This window comes from Catalinimonas locisalis, assembly GCF_038039535.1.
In the GTDB taxonomy this organism is placed as follows: Bacteria; Bacteroidota; Bacteroidia; order Cytophagales; family Cyclobacteriaceae; genus Catalinimonas.
Genome location: NZ_JBBPHP010000030.1, coordinates 26991 through 49490 on the forward strand (window position 1 = coordinate 26991; position 22500 = coordinate 49490).

General features: G+C 38.0%; 18 protein-coding genes. 12 read left to right on the forward strand and 6 right to left on the reverse strand.

The genetic code is table 11. The annotated features are described in order from the left end of the window. Positions 1 to 56: 56 nt before the first annotated feature. Together WJR50_RS24910 and WJR50_RS24915 are read right to left on the reverse strand one after the other, a co-directional pair. A complete protein-coding gene (locus WJR50_RS24910; protein ID WP_341296017.1) occupies positions 57 to 1244 on the reverse strand; it encodes an O-succinylhomoserine sulfhydrylase in 1188 nt (395 codons plus the stop codon). Between the two features lie 15 nt (positions 1245 to 1259). Further along, positions 1260 to 1676, reverse strand: coding sequence for an OsmC family protein (locus tag WJR50_RS24915; RefSeq protein WP_341296018.1), 417 nt, complete (start codon positions 1674 to 1676; stop codon positions 1260 to 1262). 88 nt (positions 1677 to 1764) lie between these two features. Here WJR50_RS24915 and WJR50_RS24920 point away from each other — a divergent pair, with 88 nt between their 5' ends. After that, the gene (locus WJR50_RS24920) at positions 1765 to 2067 is read left to right on the forward strand and encodes a rhodanese-like domain-containing protein (protein WP_341296019.1); all 303 of its coding nucleotides are present in this window, start codon (positions 1765 to 1767) and stop codon (positions 2065 to 2067) included. Between the two features lie 10 nt (positions 2068 to 2077). Here the strand turns inward: WJR50_RS24920 and WJR50_RS24925 are convergent, their stop codons facing one another. Continuing rightward, complete coding sequence (locus WJR50_RS24925) at positions 2078 to 6652, reverse strand: translocation/assembly module TamB domain-containing protein (RefSeq protein ID WP_341296020.1); 4575 nt, start codon at positions 6650 to 6652, stop codon at positions 2078 to 2080. Positions 6653 to 6741: 89 nt separating this feature from the next. On the opposite strand from WJR50_RS24925, the gene tsaD reads away from it, so the two are divergent. Then, positions 6742 to 7788: a tRNA (adenosine(37)-N6)-threonylcarbamoyltransferase complex transferase subunit TsaD gene (gene tsaD / locus WJR50_RS24930; RefSeq protein ID WP_341296021.1), complete on the forward strand. Its 1047-nt coding sequence runs from the start codon at positions 6742 to 6744 to the stop codon at positions 7786 to 7788. Here tsaD and WJR50_RS24935 read toward each other — a convergent pair. Then, the gene (locus tag WJR50_RS24935; RefSeq protein WP_341296022.1) at positions 7775 to 9082 is read right to left on the reverse strand and encodes a DUF533 domain-containing protein; all 1308 of its coding nucleotides are present in this window, start codon (positions 9080 to 9082) and stop codon (positions 7775 to 7777) included. The two genes, tsaD and WJR50_RS24935, sit on opposite strands and share 14 nt — an antisense overlap. Before the next feature lie 215 nt (positions 9083 to 9297). Here WJR50_RS24935 and smpB point away from each other — a divergent pair, with 215 nt between their 5' ends. From smpB to WJR50_RS24950, 3 genes are all read left to right on the forward strand, one after another. Further along, positions 9298 to 9768, forward strand: a complete 471-nt coding sequence (gene smpB / locus WJR50_RS24940) for an SsrA-binding protein SmpB (protein WP_341296023.1) — start codon at positions 9298 to 9300, stop codon at positions 9766 to 9768. Positions 9769 to 9848: 80 nt separating this feature from the next. After that, complete coding sequence (locus tag WJR50_RS24945) at positions 9849 to 10352, forward strand: HNH endonuclease (protein ID WP_341296024.1); 504 nt, start codon at positions 9849 to 9851, stop codon at positions 10350 to 10352. Between the two features lie 136 nt (positions 10353 to 10488). Further along, a complete protein-coding gene (locus WJR50_RS24950) occupies positions 10489 to 11346 on the forward strand; it encodes a hypothetical protein (protein ID WP_341296025.1) in 858 nt (285 codons plus the stop codon). A gap of 74 nt (positions 11347 to 11420) precedes the next feature. Here WJR50_RS24950 and sucC read toward each other — a convergent pair whose 3' ends face one another. Further along, complete coding sequence (sucC, locus tag WJR50_RS24955) at positions 11421 to 12635, reverse strand: ADP-forming succinate--CoA ligase subunit beta (RefSeq protein WP_341296026.1); 1215 nt, start codon at positions 12633 to 12635, stop codon at positions 11421 to 11423. Positions 12636 to 12798: 163 nt separating this feature from the next. Between sucC and WJR50_RS24960 the strand changes: the two genes are divergently transcribed. From WJR50_RS24960 to WJR50_RS24990, 7 genes are all read left to right on the forward strand, one after another. Next, positions 12799 to 13458, forward strand: coding sequence for an ABC transporter ATP-binding protein (locus WJR50_RS24960; RefSeq protein ID WP_341296027.1), 660 nt, complete (start codon positions 12799 to 12801; stop codon positions 13456 to 13458). Positions 13459 to 14043: 585 nt separating this feature from the next. After that, positions 14044 to 15453, forward strand: a complete 1410-nt coding sequence (locus tag WJR50_RS24965) for a sigma-54-dependent transcriptional regulator (protein WP_341296028.1) — start codon at positions 14044 to 14046, stop codon at positions 15451 to 15453. Between the two features lie 158 nt (positions 15454 to 15611). After that, the gene (locus WJR50_RS24970) at positions 15612 to 17525 is read left to right on the forward strand and encodes a sensor histidine kinase (protein WP_341296029.1); all 1914 of its coding nucleotides are present in this window, start codon (positions 15612 to 15614) and stop codon (positions 17523 to 17525) included. 132 nt (positions 17526 to 17657) lie between these two features. After that, positions 17658 to 18539 carry a DMT family transporter gene (locus tag WJR50_RS24975; protein ID WP_341296030.1) on the forward strand — a complete coding sequence of 294 codons (882 nt, stop codon included), beginning with the start codon at positions 17658 to 17660 and terminating at the stop codon, positions 18537 to 18539. Between the two features lie 9 nt (positions 18540 to 18548). After that, the gene (tgt, locus tag WJR50_RS24980) at positions 18549 to 19679 is read left to right on the forward strand and encodes a tRNA guanosine(34) transglycosylase Tgt (protein WP_341296031.1); all 1131 of its coding nucleotides are present in this window, start codon (positions 18549 to 18551) and stop codon (positions 19677 to 19679) included. A 15-nt stretch (positions 19680 to 19694) separates the two neighbouring features. After that, complete coding sequence (locus WJR50_RS24985) at positions 19695 to 20768, forward strand: LptF/LptG family permease (RefSeq protein ID WP_341296032.1); 1074 nt, start codon at positions 19695 to 19697, stop codon at positions 20766 to 20768. Further along, on the forward strand, positions 20768 to 21685 hold the full coding sequence (locus tag WJR50_RS24990) for a DMT family transporter (RefSeq protein WP_341296033.1): 918 nt from the start codon (positions 20768 to 20770) through the stop codon (positions 21683 to 21685). Before WJR50_RS24985 ends, WJR50_RS24990 begins: the two co-directional genes overlap by 1 nt. Positions 21686 to 21687: 2 nt before the next feature. Here WJR50_RS24990 and WJR50_RS24995 read toward each other — a convergent pair whose 3' ends face one another. Further along, positions 21688 to 22407: a GIN domain-containing protein gene (locus tag WJR50_RS24995; RefSeq protein ID WP_341296034.1), complete on the reverse strand. Its 720-nt coding sequence runs from the start codon at positions 22405 to 22407 to the stop codon at positions 21688 to 21690. Positions 22408 to 22500 lie beyond the last annotated feature (93 nt).

Below are 22500 nucleotides of genomic sequence, written 5' to 3' on the forward strand. Positions count from 1 at the left end.
AAGACCTTTTTCAGTGGCCTCCCACAATAACTCGCCTTTTATTTTGAAAAATAACTTTAATGAATAGCAGACTTTAAAATGGCCTGCATAAGATCTGCTTTAATATCATCAGTGTGTTCTAAGCCAACAGATAAACGAATCAGGCCGGGAGTAATACCTACCACCGCTCTTTCTTCATCTGAAAGTTTAGAGTGAGTAGTAGAAGCGGGATGGGTACAGATAGTCCGAGTATCTCCAAGATTGGCAGTAAAAGAAAGCATTTCTAATGCATCCAGAAATCTTTTACCTCTTTCCAAACCTCCCTTTAGCTCAAAGGTGAGAATACCTCCTCCCAATCGCATTTGTTTCTTAGCCAGTATATGCTGGGGATGAGATGGAAGAAATGGATATTTGACACTGGCTACATCTTCCTGCTTTTCCAACCATTGCGCTAATTCCAGTGCGTTTGCACAATGTTTTTCCATACGCACCGCAAGAGTTTCTAAACTTTTGGACAGTATCCAGCCGTTAAAAGGGGACATAGCAGGACCAGTATGTCTTGCCATAAATTTTACTTCCTTAATAAGCTCTTTACTTCCAAGTACAGCTCCACCAATTGTTCGTCCCTGGCCATCAATAAATTTTGTGACTGAATGCGTAACGATATGGGCGCCCCATTCTAGTGGGTTTTGCAGGTAGGGAGTAGCAAAACAATTATCTACATTAAGCAGGAGATTATGCTTTTTAGCTAGATTACCCAACCATTCCAGGTCTAATAAATCCAGACCAGGATTAGAAGGCGTTTCTACAAAAATCATTTTGGTGTTTTCCTTGATCTGCTCTTCCCATTCTTCCGGGTGGTGAATATCCACGTAAGTATGTGTTATTCCCCAGCGAGGAAGTAGTTGAGTTAAGATTTGATGAGTAGATCCAAATAGAGAGCGTGATGCCAATACATGATCCCCGGTTTTCAGAAAAGATGCGATGCTGATGAACATAGCAGCCATACCAGATGCGGTAGCTATGCCTGCTTCGGCACCTTCCAAAGCACACAGTTTCTCTATAAATTCATCATTATTTGGATTAGAGAAACGTGTATAAATATTGCCTTGAATCTCATCAGCGAACATAGCACGTGCCTGTTCAGCATCATTAAAAACAAAGCTGGAAGTAGCATATATAGGAACACTATGCTCACGGTGTTGTGAACGTTCAGTCTGCGTTCTTATGGCGTCTGTCTCAAAATGACGTCTTTTGTCTGCCATAGTAAAGTATTGTGGTTATGGATTTACCTGAAAGCTGTACGATATTTCGGCAGTCTTTTCCAATATTTTGGCTACAGAACAGTATTTATCAAGTGATAGATCAATTGCTCTTTTTACCTTACTTTCATCCAAATCTCCATGAAGAATATATTCAAGATGAATGGTTTTAAAGAGTGAAGGTGTTTCCCCCTCATAGCGGGTAGCCTTTACATTCACATCTATGTCTTTAACCGGCTGGCGCTGCTTTTTGAGAATATCCAGTATGTCAATAGTACTGCATCCTCCAATACCAGAAAGTAATAGCTGCATTGGACGCATGCCTTTATTTTGTCCTCCTACATCAGGACTTGAATCCATATGAATGCTGATACCATCTTCATTAGTGGCTTCCATATGAAAAGCATCGTTAAGCCTTTTAATTTTTATCTGCATTGCAACAAAAATTTAACTTACTTTGAAGGTGTTCGTAAATTGTAAGTAGGCAAATTAATCCTAAACTAAGCAATAACAAAATTCAGCTATGAAAGAAATTACTGTACAAGAATTAAAACAGATGCAGGATAGCAAAGAGAGTTTTCAGTTTATAGATGTAAGAGAACCTTATGAGTACGAAGAAGCTAACCTGGGAGCGGAACTGATACCATTAGGTGAAGTTCCTGACAGTGTGGATAAGTTTAAAAAAGACCAGAAAGTGGTGGTGCATTGCAGAAGTGGCAAACGTAGCGCCAACGCTATTAAGTTTCTGGAAGATAATTATCAATACGATAATTTATACAATCTTAAAGGAGGGATTCTTGCCTATCAGCAGGAAATAGAAGACTAGGCTGATTGCTTTATTCAGGGATCAGTTCTTTACCCTTCGGTAAGTTTGGCAAGGGAATATTGCCTGTAGGTTCAAGTTGAGTACTATCCTGAACCTGCTGGTCAGGTATTCCCTTACCATCAATTGCTTTTTTGCGAGCATCAACGAAGAGTTCTCTTACCTTATCAAAGCTCTCAACGTGCATAAGGCTGATTCCCTGGTTGGTATAATTGGTTGCTCCTACGCCGCTTAGCAAACTGTTAAAATTATTTTTACTGTATACTTTTACCCTGTATTTTCCATTCTGGGTCAGTAAATATTCTACAGTTACGTCTCCAATCACACTGGCTGCATCAGCTTCATTATTTACATTGGTAAATCCACCATCACGAGTTACTCTAAGCCGACCATCAAAGAATGTATAAGATAGTCTCAGCTGAAACGTGTTAAATCTGTCTTCATCAAATGAGCCTAAATCAACATCAATTTCCAGATTTTCATCTACCTGACTGAGCCAGTAACTAAACTGGTTAGATAAGAATTCGCTAACACTACTGCTGACGAGGTTACCACTTCCTTCAAATGAACCTAGCTCAGAAAAGCGTCTGAGTACGATGAGACTGAATACCTGCCGTTTGATTTCTTCCTTTCCGTAGAGCGCACTGTTTTTTATTGTTTCTACTGCTGCTTGTAGGTAAATATTATTTTCCGGATAGTTTTGAACATCTATTGAAAAGTCAATATCCGGTGACATGAGGTCACCAGTTAAATCCATATTTACAATAGCATCGTATCTGCGTCTTATCTCATCAGAATTACTTAGTTCTTCGTCACTTACATTGATAAGAGGCTCAAGAGAAGCCAACTGCTGATAGGTAGCCGTGATGTCCACTACTCCTCCATATGGATCTCCCAGCCAGGAAATGGTACTTCCGGGTTGAATCTTAAATTCCTTGTTGATAATATTATAAAGCGTAAAATTGTAGCCCCCTTCCAGAAAAGTGATATCACCAAACATACTAAATTCACCGGCAGATGAAAGGAGTAGTTGCATCTGTCCGTTACCTCTTCCACGAATGATATCACCTGTTTTAATGTCAAATATGAGCTCTCCGTAAGCATCGGGAGTAATATCAATTTCAAGATCTAAGTTGACTCCAGTAGGGTTGATTTTGTCAATACCAGAATCTGTTTTTACACTATCCTTAAAATTCACAAAGCTGATAAAATCTGATTGCTGAACATCCTCAATACTTTCCATAGGGATAAAAATCTTAGTCCCCTTTTCAGTGGTAACCCTGGCGGTTATGTTCATATTCTCAATTGCTCCCAAAAGAGTAACTTCCCCGGTGGCATAGCCTTTCCCATAGAAAAGGTCGTTGTCTTTGAGTCCTGTGTTGAGTACAGCAACATTATCAAGATCGCCGGTAAGGTCAATGACAAAGTTGGTAAATCCATCATGGAAAAACCCACCGTTGAATACAGCTTTGTTGTTTCTCTGATCAAACAATTCCAGGTCTTTTACCCCAATAGTATTTTCATCAAAAAAGATCCCTCCATCAAAAGTGTAATTAGTATTCAGATAGTTAATTTTAATATTTCCATTCTGGATATTTCCTTTACCCATAAGGATAGGATATTGTAAGCTACCTGAAATATTGAACTCACCATCAGCGGTACCTCCGAACTCAGAGAAGAATTCATCAAAATAAGGTTCAAGAATATTAATGTTGGCATTCTGAAAAGTAGCCTTCATACTGAGAGGATCATTTTCAAGACTGGGTTGGTAACCACCATTTAGCGATATGATACGCTCACCATCCCGGTTAACCATCAAATTCAGTTGAAGCTCCTGATTGACATTATCCCAATTTGCTAAACTGATGATATTACCCACTGCAAAATTGTTGATACTAAAACCCTGAACAGAAAACTCACTGTCCAGAACCAACTGTCGTGTACTGTCATTTTCAGATTTGAACACATTTTGAATATCCATAAATCCATTAACTTCACCCTGGTAATTTCTTTTAAGGAGAGGATTAAGGTTATCCACCTGAAAATTGTCAACTTTCAAAGTCAGAAGTTTTTCAGTATCTTCTGATAATGAGCCAAACAGAGCAATTTCCTGTAGCCCTTCATCATTTGACTCATTAAAAAGCGAAAAGTTATTGAAAATGAATTCTTGGTCAGTATAAACTACTTTGTTACTATCAGAAAAGTACCAACGGTGATCAAGAACAAGTAGGTCCGAGGGGTTAAATACTACTTCGGTGGTATCATCCAGAAAACGCAACTCTCCTGATAGGGCTGCGTGGTTATTGGTATTTTGCTGGGCTATATTTTGCTGAAAACCTATATGATCGTCATCCCAGATTGCTTCAAAAACAAAGTTTTCAGTACTTAAGTCTAATTCATCCTTATCAATTTCCTGTCTTTCAGATTCCAGATATACCATTGCCAGGATCTCTGTGCTATCAGCAATTTTTGAAGTTGAAATATCTATAGTATTGTCTAAAAAGAGACTATTAGAATACTTAACTGTATCAATTTCACTGTTTAGGGTGATGATATTAGTATATCCTCCTATAAACTTTCCATTTAAACGAGTATCATAAGATACACTTACCTTGGGATCAAACAATTGTAAAACTGGATTGATATTTTCCAGATAGACATCGTAAGTGAGTTCATACTTGTCATCCCGGTAAGATTCTATTGACTTTACTTTTTTGTTGCGATAGAATGCCTCCAAAGTTTCAGCGTTATTGGTAAATATCAACCGATACTCTTTTACCAGTTCTTCAACATCCTTTATGAGATAGGAAAAATCATAGTTGCCACTTAGATTGGCATTAAACCTATCCGAATACAGACGAAAGGTTCTTTCTTCCTGATCTTTGATAGAGGTGAATGATAGGGTATCAATGGCTAAATTTCTACCTTTGTAACTTACAAACATATCACTGAAAGCTGCATTACCCACCAGATCATCTACTTTAAAACCTTTAGTATCAGTAGATAACTTTGTGCTAACAAAAATTTCTTGTTCAGTTAAATTCAGTGGTTTGAGAAATGCGGTATCAAGTTCAGCATTTAATACTATATCCTCATTTCCATTTCTTAGATCTACCGTGCCATTGAGCGAAAACTTAAGATTAGGATCACGAATGTCTAGTTTACCCTCAAAAAATGATTTGGCAAAGTGTGCATTGGTAGATATATTTTTGTATCTGTAATGATTTACTCCCAGGTACTTAAAATTGGCATCCAACTGAAAGTCAGCATCATCAATGCTTAAGCCATTACCATTGATAGTGCCTTTAAAGGTTGTCTTTTGAAAAAGGCCTGGTTCAGGACTAAATGCACTCAGGTTAAAATCAGTAAGCGCAAGGCTTCCTGAATAGACAGGCAGGTCAGCAAGTTTTAAATTAATATCAGAAGCGATAGCACCCAAAGCTGTTTCAGCGCTTCCATTGGCTACAAAGTCATTTGGAAAACCCAGAAATTCTCCCCTGAAATAAATGTCACCAAATTTGCGAACACTCGCATAAGTTTCCTGATCATTGATATATTGCTCAAGATCGCGGGTATCAATTATGGCATCAGAAAGCTCCAGATTAATAAAGGTTTCTTTGAAATCAGGTAGACCACTAAAACTGGCATCGCCCGCAAGATGGCTTCTTGCGCCATAGTCCAGGATAAATTCTCTGGCAGTAAAATTACTTACCTCACCATCAAACTTACCGCTGAGGGTATAAAATTCGTCAAAACGGTGCATATAAGGTGCAAAGAGTGCCAGATCACGGGAGTAGATTTCAGATTGTTTGATATTGGCATTGATGGTTACGCTATCGTTAAAAAAACTCAGGTCTTCTTTGCCATCGTAATTGAACACAACCGAATCTCTGATGGTGCTGTTACCAGCATAAAGGTCAAAGTTCTGGAAAGTCATGGACTGATTGGTGTAGCGATAAAAACCAATAAAGTCATGGACTGAAAAATCATTAACCGGCTCATAACAGCGTAAAGTGTTAATCATGAGTTCCAGCGTATCGGCTACTACCCGAAAGTCTTCTACATCGCCGTTAATATTTTCAAGCTTAAAGTGATTGTAGTCAAAAGCATCAGTGATGGGAGGTCTTTCCAGGTCTGAGTAGCTAAACTTTAAATTCCTGAGGTGTACATCAGAAATTGTAAAAACAGGAGGGGTTGAGGATCTTTTCTTTCCTCTTTTTCTAAAAATGCTTCTCACATTGTCTATGAAGCGCGTCATGTTAAGACTACTATCTACCGGGCTTTTGATCAGATTAACCTGTCCACCCTGCAAATGAGCTTCACTTAAATAGATGTTCTGCCCATCGGTAAATGTCCGTATATCAAAGTCAATAGCAATCTCATCCACGTAAATCATAGGGATTTTATCATCATCCACCACCACGATGCTATCAAGCACAATGGTATCAAACCATTTGATATTTACGTTTTTTATATATGTTTGGAAGCCGGTTCGCTCCGTGATGATTTTTGCGAGCTTATGTACAATTCTAGTTTGGAAATAGGGTATCTGTACGGTAGCTACAAGTAAAGCTAACGCTACGAACAAACTGGCACAAAACCATAAAATAGTCTTAACAGCTTTTCGTTGAGTTGTACTCTTATTTATTGTTTCTTTACCCAAATTTTCCAGTAACTATGAATGAATCTCTACAAGACCTCAAAGAACCTGATACAGTGAATATATTAGCAGTTGAGTCATCGTGTGATGATACTTCAGCTGCTGTCATACAAAACGGAAAGATATTAAGCAACATTGTAGCTTCTCAATCAGTTCATGAAAAATATGGTGGAGTAGTACCTGAATTAGCCTCCAGAGCCCATCAACAACATATTGTACCTGTAGTTCACCAAGCGCTTTCTAGCGCAAATATAACAAAAAGTATGCTTAAAGGTGTAGCTTTTACCCAGGGACCAGGCTTATTAGGATCCCTCCTGGTTGGTGCTTCATTTATTAAGTCTTTGGCCTATGCCTTGGATATTCCGCTTTTGGCTGTAGATCATATGCAGGCACACATTCTGGCACATTTCATTGACGATCCTAAGCCAAAATTTCCTTTCCTATGCCTGACAGTGAGCGGTGGGCATACCCAAATAGTGCAAGTGGACAATTATCTGGACATGAAAATTCTTGGAGAAACGCAAGATGATGCTGTAGGAGAGGCCTTTGATAAGTGTGCGAAGCTAATGGGGCTGCCTTATCCGGGAGGCCCTTACATAGACCAACTGGCTCAAAATGGGAATCCTAATGCTTTTAAATTCCCTTTTACCAATATGCCTGGCTTGCAGTATTCCTTTAGCGGAATAAAAACAGCTTTCCTTAACTTCCTTAAAAAGAACGAAAAAAAGGAAGGTAACTTTATTGAAAATCATAAAGCTGACATCGCAGCCAGCATTCAGTCTACCTTGATTGCTATGCTTTTGGAAAAATTGGAAAATGCAGCAGAGCAAACAGGTATCAGAGAAATAGCGATTGCCGGTGGGGTCTCTGCCAATCGGGGGCTAAGGGATACTCTTAATAATATTTCTCAGAAAAAAGGATGGAATGTTTACTTACCCAAACTGGAATACTGCACAGATAATGCAGCGATGATTGCTATCACGGCACATTATCAGTTTCTTGCCGGAAATAAAGCTTCATTAAGAGTTGATCCTGATGCCCGTTTACATTTTATGCATCATTGATACTTGTTTCTGGCAGTATGTTCTCAGGTAAAACCTGCATTAGGTTAGGAAAAGTTAGATAAGCTTTAGGCAAAGCTATTGCAGAAAAATAAGGTAGCTTATTGAAGATCTCAAATAAACCTTTTCTGATTTTATTCCGATCTTCAGTGCTTATTTTTTCCTGTTGGTTTTTTATCAAGAGCTTTATCAGTTGAGGTTGATGACTTAACTCTTCTTTTAAAATTTCTTTTTGTTCTTTGAGCATTAATGCAATTCTGTTAAGAAGATGTGTGCCTAATTCTTTAATCATTTCTTCTTCCTGCATTTGTATCTGTTGCCAGTACTCTACGATAAAGCTTTCCACTGCGATCATACTGCTTTGAAAAGTCATATTGTCCAGTTTCAACTTTTTCTGCAACTCTTCAAGAAAGCCCTGTTCTTCCTGATTGATATTTTTGTCTGCACAAACAGTTAGTATTGCTAATTCTAGCAGATGCTTTTTCAGCACTACTGATTTGGCAGAAGTAAAATCAATAGCTGTAATGCTTAAACCTTGCTCTATTAATTCTAATGTCTTTTTGTGTGTTTCTTCATCAAATTGGGCTATTTCAAGATAATTCTGAATAAGCTGTTTCTCTTCTACCTCTAATGTTTTGTTGGCATATGCAGCCGCTAGTATGGTTTTAAAAATAAGTAAGCGATCTTTTTGATGATTTTGAATCAGCTTTTCGGCAGCTTCATCAGTTTTATAAGCATGTAGCCATTGACCAAAATAGAGTACATCCAAAAAAAGCAGGCTACTCTTGAAAAACTGACCCCAGAAATTTTTTTGGCCAGTTTCATCTTCAACCCGCATACTAATAAGGTTTTCAGATAACTCTAATCCTTTTTTATCTCTACGAAAGAACCCTGAAGTATTTGTATTAAATAAATTTGGGTAAACAGACTGGTAAAATCTACCAATAAAAATAGCTGATTCAAGTAAGGCATCCGCAACATCTAAACGCTGACTGATTTGATGATAACGTGGAGAAATGAGTCCACTATGAAGAAAACTTTCTGTTAAGATTATTTTGGTCTTATCCTGCATGGGCATTTTTTCTGTGCGTAGTGCCCTGAGAAAAGATTTATAGTTGATGGGTATATTGGCAGGATGTCCGTAAAGAAAACCAGTAGGCTGCAGGAGTTCGTAAAGAATAGTTTCTGGTTCACGGGTATTTTCCAGTTCCATGAGCCTGTCATATTCTTTTTTAAGCGTGTAATTATTTCTCAGGTAGAGATATTGCTTCAACCAGCCTTTTTTGCGAAAATCCATAACATTTTTTTATACAATATATGTTATTATTTCAGCACATGAGGTTTTGTCTACTTGTGTGAGGTCTCGTTCTATGTAAGCTGAAACTCATATCATGATCAATACATGTGAATCTATGAATAAAGTCTTAGCTTAGAAGGATTGTTTGAATCTAATGTAATTCAAATTTATTTTAGTAAAGATATTATTATATTAAAAGATTGATAAGATAGTGTATGGCAAATAATGATAAACAGCGATTTTCTAATAAGATAAATATCAATAATCGCAAAGCACGGTACGAGTATCATTTTCTAGATAAATATGTAGCTGGAATACAGTTGACTGGTACAGAAATAAAATCTATTCGTGAAGGAAAGGTAAATCTACAGGAAGGCTATTGCTACATGAGAAAAGGAGAGCTTTTCGTAAAACAGATGCATATTTCTCCTTATAAGCAAGGTACGCATTATAACCACGAATCAGATAGAGAAAGAAAGCTACTCCTCAAAAAAAAGGAGTTGGATAAAATAGAATCCAAGACTAATGAAAAAGGGCTTACTCTGGTCCCTACACGTCTTTTTATTAATGACAGGGGGCTTGCAAAACTGGAAATTGCATTGGCTAAGGGTAAGAAACTCTACGATAAGAGAGATGATATTAAGAAAAAAGATGTAAAACGTGAGTTAGACCGGATGAAGATTTAGAGAAAAATTTGCTGAAGGAATAAAGGTCATAACCATAATTCTCAAGAATTTATATAGCTATTTAAACAAAACTGAGTTCAATGAATCGTACAGTGTTACTCCTGAATCAGGATTATAGCCCACTAGCCATTTGCTCAATGGAAAGAGCCTTTATTCTTGTTTTCTTAAATAAAGCAGAACTTTTAACCGAGGTAGAAAACAGTGTATTACATACAGTGGATAATTCCTTTCCTATGCCTGCTGTTATACGCTTGTATAGATATGTCCGTATTCCTTATCGGGGAGTAGTGCTTACCAGGCAGAATATTTTTAGAAGGGATCGTTTCAGTTGTCAGTACTGTGGAACATCCAAAAATCTAACGCTAGATCATGTTGTTCCCCGTTCTAAGGGAGGAAAAACAAGTTGGATTAATCTGGTAACTGCCTGCCGTAGATGCAACACAAATAAGGGGGATCGTTCACCTGAAGCTGCCGGACTAAAATTGCTGAAGAAGCCTCATAAGCCTACCTATCTGATGTTTCTCCGTGACTATTCAGGAGCTATGCGTAAAGAGTGGCAGCCTTTCCTGAATTATGCTTCCTGATATTTGTATCAGAAAATTTAGATAATAATTCAATCATAAATACGGTATTATTTTTGGTACTATTCAAACATGCAATGAGAATATTTTTGCTTAAGGCATATTCTAATTGATAGTATCCATTTTAATATCAAGGTATATGAGAATTAATCTTAGTGTATTCAGTACTTCAGGCCGCATCAGTATTATGTCAATGGCAATGTTGTTTTCTATATTTTCTTGTAGCGAAGAAGATCCGGTTTCCGAAAATGATGACATGCAGTCAGAACAAATAGTCTATGATGAAGCAATGGCTGATGATTTGTTTGAAGATATGGATGAAATTAGCATGGAAGCTGCTACCTACTCGGAGAATGGAAGGGTTAAAAGCAGTTTACTATCATCTTTAGCTTGTCTAAGCAGAACAGTAGCGCGTGATAATTCAAACTTATCTCAACTTGTAACCCTCACTTTTGGAGAGGGGTGTAAAGATTCAAATGGAAGAATCAGAAGTGGGAAGATTGTTGTGACTCGTTCAATAGATGTACAAACGGCTAGCTATACGCTGAAAACTACCTTTGAAGATTTTTATGTGAATGAATATAAAATTGAGGGGACTCGTACAATCGTATATACTGCCAACGCTGACCAGAAAATCACAGCAACAATTACGCTGGAAAATGGTAAAATAAGCCTTCCTGATGGTAGTGTAATCACAAGAAGTGCATCTTATACCAAACAGATAGATCGTGAAGCGGGAGAAATTAGTCTCACTGGTAGTGCTCAGGGCATAAATCGTAATGGAGTGAGCTATGTGGCTACCACAACTTCTCCTATGATCTATAAAACCAATTGTGCTTTAGAAGGTATTTTTATGGCAAGTAGTGGCCAAAAAATGATAACTAGGTCTGGGAAAAAAACTTTAAAAGTGGATTATGGGAATGGGACTTGTGATCGTACTTTAAGCCTAAATGTTGATGGTGTTGAACGAACTTTAGAGCTAAATTTCAGCGAATAACTCCAAAAAAGTAAATAAAAAAACCTCTGAACTATAAATTCAGAGGTTTTTATTATCAATGAATTCCAAGATGACTAGCTAAGTACTTCTTTAACTTTGTCAGCTGCATCCTTGAGCAAGATAGCTGATTTTACTTTCAACCCAGATTCTTCAATAATTTTTGCTCCTTCTTCCGCATTGGTACCTTGCAGACGCACAATGATAGGCACATCAATATTTCCAATATTTTTGTAGGCTTCTACCACACCATTGGCCACCCGGTCACAGCGAACAATGCCGCCGAATATATTGATTAGGATAGCTTTTACATTGGGGTCTTTCAGAATGATGCGGAAACCAGCTTCAACGGTTTGGGCATTTGCTCCACCTCCAACATCCAGGAAGTTAGCAGGCTCGCCACCAGAGAGCTTAATAATATCCATAGTAGCCATGGCCAGTCCTGCACCATTTACCATACAACCAACGTTACCATCAAGCTTAATATAGTTTAGCCCGGATTTGCTGGCTTCTACTTCTAGCTCATCTTCTTCTGAGATATCTCTAAGTTCGGCAAGATCAGGATGACGGTAAAGCGCATTGTCATCAAGATTTACTTTGGCATCAACTGCCAATATTTTGTCATCAGAAGTCTTCAAGACCGGGTTGATCTCAAACATAGAAGCATCCATGCCCATATAAGCCTTATAGAGGGCATTGATAAACTTCACCATTTCTTTGAGAGCCTTACCTTCCAAACCAAGTGCAAAGGCTACTTTTCTAGCCTGGAAAGGCTGCAAACCAATTGCAGGGTCAATCCATTCTTTGATGATAGCATCAGGGTTTTTCTCTGCAACTTCTTCTATTTCAACACCACCCTCGGTAGAAGCAATTATAACATTACTGCCCTTTGCACGGTCAAGCGTTATGCTGAGGTAATATTCTTTAATATTAGGATCGTCTGGAGACGGATAGTAAACATCCTGGGCCACCAATACTTTGTTAACTTTTTTACCAGCCGGGCCAGTTTGAATAGTTTCTAAGGTACCACCAAGGATATTTTTCACATTTTCTTCAACACCATCCAACTTACTCACTACCACACCCTTGGAACCGGTTTCTTTAACGGCCCCCTTGCCACGCCCGCCAGCGTGAATTTGTGCTTTTACAACAAAAAAATTAGTGCCTGTTTCTTCCTGCAATCGCTTTGCAGCATCTTTAGTTTGCTCCAACTTGTCTACTACAATGCCTTCTTGCACTTGCACCCCATACTGCTTAAGTATGTTTTTGGCTTGATATTCGTGTATATTCATGCTTAGAAATTTTTCACGAATCTATCAAATTTTAGGTTTATACTCAAAATAAAATAGAGTGGTGGCAATTCTTTAAGCTAAAAACCGAATTTTGGGTATTGTATTGATAAATAGTTTAATTTCCCATTTTGTAATCTATTTCATTGTAAAAGCTTGACTTAATATGCTTAAGGCAGAACACATTGTAAAAACTTACGGCAAACTCAGAGTTTTAAAATCCATAGATTTAGTCATTGAGCAGGGGAAAATAGTATCCATTGTTGGGGCATCTGGTGCTGGTAAAAGCACATTGCTACACATTCTGGGTACCCTGGATAAACCAGATGAAGGTAAGGTTTGGTTAGGAGATATAGAGTTATCAAAGTTAAAAGGGAATGATCTTGCTCTCTATAGAAATCAGAATATTGGCTTTATTTTTCAGTTTCATAATCTGATGCCTGAATTTACTGCTCTGGAAAATGTATGCATACCTGGATATCTTGCTGGTAAAAAAAGTGACCGTGAGATTGTAAATAGAGGAAAAGAACTTTTAGAGCTTTTAGGTCTTAAAGATAGGCTAGAGCATAAGCCCAATGAAATGTCGGGTGGTGAGCAACAGAGGACAGCAGTTGCACGAGCATTGATGAATAATCCTGCAGTAGTATTTGCTGATGAGCCCAGTGGAAATCTGGATTCGCACACTGCTGACGATCTGCACAAACTTTTCTTTCGCTTAAGAGACGAAATAGGGCAAACTTTTGTAATCGTTACCCATAATGAAGAACTCGCTGATATGGCTGATGAGAAGTTTGAAATAAAAGATGGCGTAATTTTTACTGGTTAAGTTTTATCTCTCTACTTTTTTTAGCTGTATAATTTTTATACTCTTTTCTCATTAAGCTTTATTCTACAAGTAATTGATAGGCTTTAGTTTTTCAATCCAGAATGATCAAAACAACTGCTTAATGCTTGTTAGTTAGTTGCGCTAATAAGTCTCACTGAAGAAGGAGACCTCCCTCGTATTTTGTACAGTATTTAGATGTGGTTTCCAGGCTTGATTAAAAGTGTAAAATGATCAAGAAAGTCACATGCTGTCTAAAACTGTGTTCATAAATGCGTGATCTCAAAAGTATTAAATGCCGACCTTTCATCTCTAATCATGTCTGAGTATAAGTAATGAGAGATTCAAAGTAGAAAGCACTAAGTCTGAACAAGTGGGATCAACAACTAAATAAGTGGTTAATTATATTATTCTAATAAATAATATAATTCAAATAAAGCTTGATTACTTGCTAAAAACCAATAAAATCTATGTAAATCACCACATTACACTCTAAATAAATAAAAATATGCAATTATATTGTATATCATTTTTCAAAGATATATTAAGGTGTAAATTTGGGGCGGAAAAATACTTAATTTACGACTTATGGATACAGCAGGAAAGTCAATTTTAGTAGTTGAAGATGAAGAGAATTTAAGGGGGTTACTTTCTAAAATTTTAAGTCTTGAAGGTTTTAAAATATATGAAGCTGGTGATGTTACTTCAGCCAAAGATATTTTGATGAGTGAAACAATTCAACTAGTCGTAACTGACGTAATGTTGCCAGATATCAATGGTATTGAGTTTACAAAATTTATTAAAAAAGAATATCCATTAACCGAAGTGGTTGTGCTTACTGCTTTCGGTAATGTTAAAGATGGCGTTAAAGCCATGAAATTAGGAGCCTTTGATTATCTCACCAAAGGTGATGGTGACGATATGTTACCGCTTATTGCAAAAAAAGCAGTAGAGAAATCAGTGCTTCACCGCCAGGTACAAGAAATGGATTTCAAAACTGACTCACGCTCCAGCTTCAAAAAAATCATCGGTAAATCGCGACCGCTCAAAAAAATGATTGAGCTGGCAAAAAAAGTAGCAGTCACAGATACCACTGTGCTTCTGTTGGGTGAAACCGGTACCGGAAAGGAGTTGCTCGCCGAAGCCATACATCTGTCCAGCAGGAGGCGTAAAGGTCCGTTTGTGACCATTAATTGTGCGGCCATCCCTAAAGATTTACAAGAATCAGAATTATTCGGTCATAAAAAAGGTGCTTTTACCGGTGCCACTATGGACAAGAAAGGTTACTTTGAAGTAGCTGATCGCGGCACCATTTTCCTGGATGAATTAGGCGAAATGAGTCAGGAACTACAGGCTAAGCTGCTTAGAGCTTTGGAAAACCGAACATTCAACAGGGTAGGAGATACCAGCCCCATTCCGGTAGATATCAGGATAATAGCAGCCACCAATAGAGATTTGTTGGATGAAGACAATAGCGAATTTCGTAGAGATCTATATTATCGCCTCAGTACTTTTGCCATTGAGCTGCCACCTCTGAGGCAACGTCCTGACGATTTGGAAATGATTGCGTTCCATTTTCTGAAATCATATGCTGAGCAGGTGGGCAAGGAAATTCTGAGAATAGAGCCTGAATTTATGTATTATCTTAGGAAATACAACTGGCCGGGGAATATCAGAGAACTGAAAAATGTCATTGAGAGGGCAGTAATTCTTTCTGATGGACGTGAACTTACAGTAGATACATTGCCTAATGAGGTCTTAGCAGCTTCTCACCGTGAGGTTCAGAGCCCCAGAAATGAGGTGATGCAGGAAGAAAACGTATACTCTAATTCAACTATGGAGTCTTCCGAGGATAACATTGATCTGAAGACGGTTGAGCAGGAACATATTTTACGTGTACTTACCATGGTCAATGGTAATAAATCAGAAGCAGCTAAGCGTTTGGATATTGGTTTAGCTACCTTATACCGGAAGCTCAAAGAGTACAATGTAGGATAATGATATTTCATAATGAGGATTTTTTTTCATTATGACAAGCTCGCTTTAGGCTATATATACTTTTTTCTACAATTTTATTAATTCGTCTAATTATTGTGAGATCTTCTGAAAAAAGCACTTTGCAAAAAATCGTTGCGCTGACTTCGTTTTATCAGAAGATGAAAATAAGAACCCAAATTTTCTCAGGATTTCTGCTTGTACTCTTTTTGACGTTGATTCTAGCAGTAGTAACCATCTATTATCTGGGGAATTTGGGTACCGCCTCTACAAAAATTCTTGAAGATAATTACCGCTCTGTAAAATCGTCTGAGCAGATAATCATCTCATTGTCTAAAATGGATCAGATCTTGGCGAAGGTTTGTCTTGGTCAAAATTATAATGACTCCTCCCTGATCTCTATTTTGGATAAGGAAAAGCAAATCCTTAGTAACAATCTGGCTATTTGCCGACAAAATGCTTCTAATCAAAAGGAGGTAATGTTGGTAAGTCAGATGGAGGATGAGTATGCGAGTTATATTCATCATATTAACGAATTTAAAACTACCATTGATAGAGATGGCCTCTATTTTACTGTGCTACAGAGGCTAAATGAGGTAATCAGACAAAACTGTGTAGAATTAGTCACACTAAATCATAAAGATTTAAGTGCAAAAGATGAATATGCACAGGCTCTTTACTTCAGGTCAAAAATCTATGTTTTTCTGATTATGGTATTGGTGCTCATGATTGTGGGTTGGACGGTCTACAAAGTTCCCCATGAAATTGTAAAACCGCTTACTAAGATCACTGAAAAGATAAAGCGCATATCGCAGGGAGAATATCAGCAGGAGATCAAAGTGGATTCCAGCAGTGAGTTAGGAGATCTTGCTCAGGCATTTAATGATATGTCTTTAAGATTACAGGAATTTGAAAAGCTCAATATTGAAGAGGTTCAGGCTCAGAAAAGTAGGATGGAATCAATCATCCGAAGTATGAATGACGGCTTGATAATTCTTGATGAGCAGGAAGAAATCATACTGGTTAATGAGACCACAGCCAGTCTTATAGATATTGAAGAAAGTGAACTGATTGGTAAAAAGCTTTGGGAGTTAGCCGAAGAGAATGAAGTGCTGCATGAACTGGAAGCTTCCTTAAGCAAAAAAGATTATAAGCCTGCATCCATACAGGAAACACACAGCTTCATAAAGATTCATAGAGAAGACGGAAAGAATGCTTTCTTTACCAAAGAAATATTTAAAGTATATAGCAAAGACAGCTCAGCAAGGAAGTTTCTGGGACATATCATTACGCTAAAAGATATTACTTCTTTTAAAGAATCAGATGAAGCCAAATCCAACTTTATCGCTGTAGTCTCACACGAGCTTAAGACTCCACTTTCAGCACTAAATATGAGCTTGATGCTCCTTAGCAATACTCGTTTTGGTTCTCTCAATGAAGAGCAAAGTAAAACGGTAAATTCCATGAAAAGAGAAGTCCAGCGGCTGGTCAATATGGTTACTGAGCTTCTGGACCTTTCAAAAGTAGAAAATGGTAGAATTTCCTTAGAAAAAGAATTAATCAAACCTTCCATATTAATGGAATATGCCATAGCACCAGTTGAAGTGAAATTCAAGCAGAAAGATGTACTCATTGTTAAGAAAATAGATGAGAATCTGCCCGATATTTTCATAGATCCTGAAAAAATTTCCTGGGTGCTCATTAACCTGATGACCAATGCACTTCGGTATTCTTCTGAAGGAGGTAAAATAATTCTTGAGGCCAGAAAAGTGAATAAAATGGTGGAATTTTCAGTAAAAGACTTCGGCCCGGGAATTTCAAAAGATAATCTTAAAAGAGTTTTTAATAAGTTTGTACAACTCAACACCAACGGAAAGAAGAATAAGCATGGTTTAGGGCTTGGGCTTGCTATTTCAAAAGAAGTAGTAGATGCTCATGAAGGGCAAATTTATGTTGAAAGTGAACTTGGTGCCTGGAGTAGGTTTTATTTTCAAGTACCAATTGAAGCAGTTCAGGATGATAAAGGGCAGTTATTTAAACAACCCCTGCAACAAAAGACTATCCATATCAGCTAAATCTTCAATTCTTACGTATTTGAATTTAAGTAAACAGTTTCATGTTCTTATACGGTTTTCTAAAGACGCTAAATTCATAGTGTCTTTTTTTATTATAGCTCGGGTGAGCATTGAGCAGCAATTATTAATAAAATGCAATTAAGCAAAGGGGTTAAGTATATGTTACTTGCTACTTTCCTATTCGCTTGTATGAATGTGTTGGTTAAATGGGTAACACACATACCAGCAGTAGAAGTAGTTTTTTTTCGGTCTGTCATTTCACTTTTATTGAGTTTTACTATCCTCAAAGCCCAAGGGATTCATATTTGGGGAAATAACAAACTACTCTTGATTGCTAGAGGAGCATCTGGCGCAGTAGGGTTGATATTGTATTTTATGATCATCCAACAGATACCTCTTGCCACTGCAGTAACGCTTCAGTTTCTGGCGCCCATAGTTACTGCAATTTTAGGTTTACTCCTGTTAGGTGAAAGGTTTAAGATCTTGCAGGGAGTATTCTTTGTGCTATCTTTCTGCGGTATACTCATCGTAAACGGATTTGATGCCAGGGTTGAACCTATGCATCTCCTGATGGGAATATTGGCTGCCTTAGGTGCCGGAATGGCATATACGATCATTCGTAAGCTTAAGAAGAGTGAACATCCGCTCGTCATTGTAATGTATTTTCCTTTGGTAACGGTGCCAATTACAGGCGCTTATTCGGCCTGGCATTGGGTGATGCCCCAGGGCATTCAGTGGCTTATACTTTTAGGAATTGGCCTACTCACACAATTTGCCCAGTATTTTCTTACCAAATCATTTCAGGAAGAGGAAATCAATAAGGTAGCCAGCCTCAAGTATTTAAATATTATTTATGCTTTATTCTTTGGCTATATTTTCTTTGGCGAAACTTTTAACCTGTACACTTATATTGGAATGCTTCTCGTGGTAGGTGGAGTAATTCTTAATATTTGGTATAAACAGAGAATCAACAAAGCTGAGGAAAATGTGGCTCAGCTAAAACATACAGCTTAGTAAGAACATATGAAATTTGAATTGCAAGCTACTGATCAGAAGTCCAAAGCCCGGGCTGGTGAGTTTTACACTGATCATGGATTAATCCAGACACCTATTTTTATGCCTGTAGGAACTGCTGGAACTGTCAAAGCGGTACATCAGAGAGAACTAAAGGAAGACATTAAGGCTGAAATCATTCTTGGAAATACTTATCACTTATACCTGAGGCCTGGTCTTCCTTTACTGGAAAAGGTAGGAGGTTTGCATAATTTTAATGGATGGGATGGTCCAATCTTAACTGATAGTGGTGGGTATCAGGTATATTCTCTAGCAGAAAACCGTAAGATTGAGGAAAAAGGCGTCACTTTTCAGTCACATATTGACGGATCAAGACACGTTTTTACACCTGAACGTGCCATGGATATACAGCGTAGCATTGGTGCTGACATCATTATGGCTTTTGACGAATGTACTCCTTATCCCTGCGATTATGATTATGCAAAATCTTCCTTAGCCATGACACACCGTTGGCTTAAGCGCTGTTGTGAAAGGTTTGATTCTACTGAGCCAAAATATGGATATGCTCAAACGCTTTTTCCAATTGTTCAGGGGAGTGTTTATAAAGATCTTCGTACCGAGTCAGCAGAATTTATTGCGCAATGTGAAAGGGACGGTAATGCAATCGGAGGTTTGGCAGTAGGTGAACCCGCTGAAATGATGTACGAGATGACAGAATTGGTTTGTGATATTCTACCTCAGGATAAGCCACGTTATCTTATGGGAGTAGGAACACCAGCCAATATTCTGGAGTCTATAGCACTGGGTGTGGATATGTTTGACTGCGTTATGCCTACCCGTAATGCACGAAATGGTATGTTGTTTACTACTCAGGGAATTATTAATATCAGGAACGAAAAATGGAAAGATGAGATTTCTCCTATAGATGAAGCTTTAGGTGGTTACGTAAGTACACAGTATTCTAAGGCATATTTAAGACATCTTATTCATTCCAAAGAGATTTTGGGGGCTCAGATTGCCAGCATTCATAATCTTACCTTTTATCTCTGGTTGGTGAAACAGGCAAGAGAGCACATACTGGCAGGCGATTTTGCTACTTGGAAAAATAGTATGGTAAACAAACTAATGACTAGACTTTAACGTGCTTATAAGTACATGAAGATACTAGACATATATATTATCAAGAAGTTCCTGGGGACATTCTTCTTTGTAGTGCTGCTTCTGGTGGCAGTGGTAAGTGTAATTGATTATACTGAGAAGAATGACGACTTTATGGAGCATCAGTTAAATGGGATACAAATTTTGGCTTACTACGTAGATTTTATACCCTACGTAGCCAGCCTGATTACACCTATTACTGTATTTATTGCTGTGGTCTTCGTTACTTCCAAGCTTGCAGGAAACACAGAAGTCATTGCGATTTTAAGTAGCGGGGTAAGTTTCCGTCGCATGTTGGTTCCTTATATGATAGGTGCGCTCTTCATTGCAGCTATAAGTTTCTGGCTTAATGGCTGGGTAATACCTAATGCAAATAAAGACAGAATTGCCTTTGAGCTGAAATATGTAAAAAGCCCATTTGATTACAATGAACGCAATATTCATATGAAAATATCTCCGGAGGCTTATGCCTATATGGAGAGTTATAATAATAATGCTGATGTTGGCTACCGCTTTACTTTAGAGAAGATAGAAGGGAACCAGATGTTGGAAAAAATTACTGCCCGACGCATAGAGTGGGACTCCGCAACCGCTAAGTGGAGGTTAAGGCAATGGAAGAAGCATACATTTGACGGAATGGATGAATCCATCAACACCGGAGATGAGATGGATACTACGCTTAATATTCATCCTAAGGATTTTGGGAGTACGTATGGTATGTACGAGACCTTAACATTACCTGAGCTTGATCGGCACATAGAACTGCTAAAGGAAAGAGGAGCGAATGATATTCCTTTATACCGGGTAGAAAAATATATCCGCTATATGTCACCATTTACCGCTATCATTCTCACGTTTATTGGGGTTATCATGTCTGCCAAGAAATCCAGAGGTGGGTCAGGTGTTCAAATTGCCGCTGGTTTTGCCATTGCATTCCTATTTATCATTTTCTTTATTTTTTCACGAAGTATCGCTGAAGCGAACTCTATGAATCCAATCATAGCTGTGTGGATTCCTAACATAATTTTTACGGGGGTAGGCCTGATACTTTATAAATTTGTACCTCGCTAATGGCAGGGCAAGCCAGACATTATCTCCATCTACATTTTGTAGTATTAGTATGGGGTTTTACCGCTATCCTGGGCTTGTTTATCTCTATCCCTGCAGTGGAGATAGTACTTTACCGCACCCTTATTGCTACTATATCATTAGGTGCCTTGCTATTGATTTGGAAAAAGCCATGGCGAATAGGAGGTAGAGCTTTTTTCCAGATTTTATTTACCGGCTTTTTGATTGGGGCGCATTGGATACTTTTTTTTGGAGCAGCCAGAGTCTCTACAGCATCCGTATGTCTGGCAGGGATGGCAACAAGTTCTTTGTGGACAAGTTTCATTGAACCCTTTTTTTACAGGAAGAAAATTAAATTATACGAAGTGGGTCTTGGCATATTGGCCATAGTCGGGCTTTATCTCATCTTCAGTTTTGAGTTTGATCATGCTCTGGGGCTGATCATGGCAGTAGCATCTGCTTTCCTCGCTTCTCTCTTTACAGTGATCAACAGTAAGTTTACCAAAGTGTATTATCATTACACTATCACTTTTTACGAAATGGGAGGTGCTTTTTTGTTTACTCTCCTATTTATACCGATTTACGCAGCCTATATAAGTGAAGGAGGAATCATTTACTGGCAGCCAACATCCATGGATTGGGTGTATCTGACGATTCTTGCACTGGTATGCACCGTTTATGCATATTCTGCATCAGTAGAACTTATGAAAAATATTTCTGCATATGCTGTTAATCTTACCACTAATATGGAACCCGTTTACGGAATATTGCTGGCGTTAATTTTTTTAGGAGAAAAAGAACAAATGACGCCTGGTTTCTACGCAGGGACAGCTATCATTCTGGCTTCAGTGATTGCTTATCCTATCATCAGAAGGTACCAAAGAAAAAAAGCGGCTAAAGCAGAACTCAGCCATGGTTGATTTTACTGATAAATTCTGAGGTTTAGTTCCCCCAAAATCAGTTTTTTATCAACCCAGGGATTTCCCTGGCAATTAATGTTGGAATCCCCAAAAGACGTCAAAAAGAGTTGATCATTGATATGTAGATCAAATTCATTATCACCAAAAGCGTGTACTTTACCTGTTGAACAAGAAAGGTTAGGTAAAGAAACAGTTTGGTCTCCAAAAGTTTTCACTTTGATACGATCCACTTCTCCACTTTCAATCTTCAAATTATTATCCCCGTACATGCTGGTTTTGAATTTTTGCGCATGGAGCGACTCAAAGTTGATTTGATTATCCCCATATGATTTTAATGTGAACTTTTCTATGTTAAGCTCGCCGGTGTGGTCCACTTCATTATCGCCCATCACCACTAGCTTTTCCAATTCTTTATAAGTAAGCATCATCTGTACCTTAGGATTAGTGTATTGATTGTTTTTACAACCTTTTTTGCAGCCTTTCAGGTAAATTTTCAGCTTTTTGCCTTTTACTTCCACGATTATATCTTCTGGATTTACATTAATGTAGTCAATTTCTATCTGCTGGCTACTCCCCTGGTAAAGTTGCATGTTTATGCCATCAGATATGATGACCTTTGAAAAAGGTTCTTTAATCTCCTGTTTCAGGCTACGAGCTTCGGATGAGCAAAATGTACCTAGCAGTAATGCAAAGGATAAGAAAGTGTGATAAAAGGTTAGCATAGTTCATATAGTTTTAGAAGAGATGCTAATAGTAGTCAGGAGGTTGCATTCTCTATCAAAAAAAAATCCCGACAAATGTGTCGGGATCAAAGG

What these genes read in the sequence shown, in the direction of transcription:
- WJR50_RS24910 (WP_341296017.1), bottom strand. Translation starts at nt 1,244, where the DNA reads ATGGCAGACAAAAGACGTCATTTTGAGACAGACGCCATAAGAACGCAG.
- WJR50_RS24915 (WP_341296018.1), bottom strand. Translation starts at nt 1,676, where the DNA reads ATGCAGATAAAAATTAAAAGGCTTAACGATGCTTTTCATATGGAAGCC.
- WJR50_RS24920 (WP_341296019.1), top strand. Translation starts at nt 1,765, where the DNA reads ATGAAAGAAATTACTGTACAAGAATTAAAACAGATGCAGGATAGCAAA.
- tsaD (WP_341296021.1), top strand. Translation starts at nt 6,742, where the DNA reads ATGAATGAATCTCTACAAGACCTCAAAGAACCTGATACAGTGAATATA.
- WJR50_RS24935 (WP_341296022.1), bottom strand. Translation starts at nt 9,082, where the DNA reads ATGGATTTTCGCAAAAAAGGCTGGTTGAAGCAATATCTCTACCTGAGA.
- smpB (WP_341296023.1), top strand. Translation starts at nt 9,298, where the DNA reads ATGGCAAATAATGATAAACAGCGATTTTCTAATAAGATAAATATCAAT.
- WJR50_RS24945 (WP_341296024.1), top strand. Translation starts at nt 9,849, where the DNA reads ATGAATCGTACAGTGTTACTCCTGAATCAGGATTATAGCCCACTAGCC.
- WJR50_RS24950 (WP_341296025.1), top strand. Translation starts at nt 10,489, where the DNA reads ATGAGAATTAATCTTAGTGTATTCAGTACTTCAGGCCGCATCAGTATT.
- sucC (WP_341296026.1), bottom strand. Translation starts at nt 12,635, where the DNA reads ATGAATATACACGAATATCAAGCCAAAAACATACTTAAGCAGTATGGG.
- WJR50_RS24960 (WP_341296027.1), top strand. Translation starts at nt 12,799, where the DNA reads ATGCTTAAGGCAGAACACATTGTAAAAACTTACGGCAAACTCAGAGTT.
- WJR50_RS24965 (WP_341296028.1), top strand. Translation starts at nt 14,044, where the DNA reads ATGGATACAGCAGGAAAGTCAATTTTAGTAGTTGAAGATGAAGAGAAT.
- WJR50_RS24970 (WP_341296029.1), top strand. Translation starts at nt 15,612, where the DNA reads ATGAAAATAAGAACCCAAATTTTCTCAGGATTTCTGCTTGTACTCTTT.
- WJR50_RS24975 (WP_341296030.1), top strand. Translation starts at nt 17,658, where the DNA reads ATGCAATTAAGCAAAGGGGTTAAGTATATGTTACTTGCTACTTTCCTA.
- tgt (WP_341296031.1), top strand. Translation starts at nt 18,549, where the DNA reads ATGAAATTTGAATTGCAAGCTACTGATCAGAAGTCCAAAGCCCGGGCT.
- WJR50_RS24985 (WP_341296032.1), top strand. Translation starts at nt 19,695, where the DNA reads ATGAAGATACTAGACATATATATTATCAAGAAGTTCCTGGGGACATTC.
- WJR50_RS24990 (WP_341296033.1), top strand. Translation starts at nt 20,768, where the DNA reads ATGGCAGGGCAAGCCAGACATTATCTCCATCTACATTTTGTAGTATTA.
- WJR50_RS24995 (WP_341296034.1), bottom strand. Translation starts at nt 22,407, where the DNA reads ATGCTAACCTTTTATCACACTTTCTTATCCTTTGCATTACTGCTAGGT.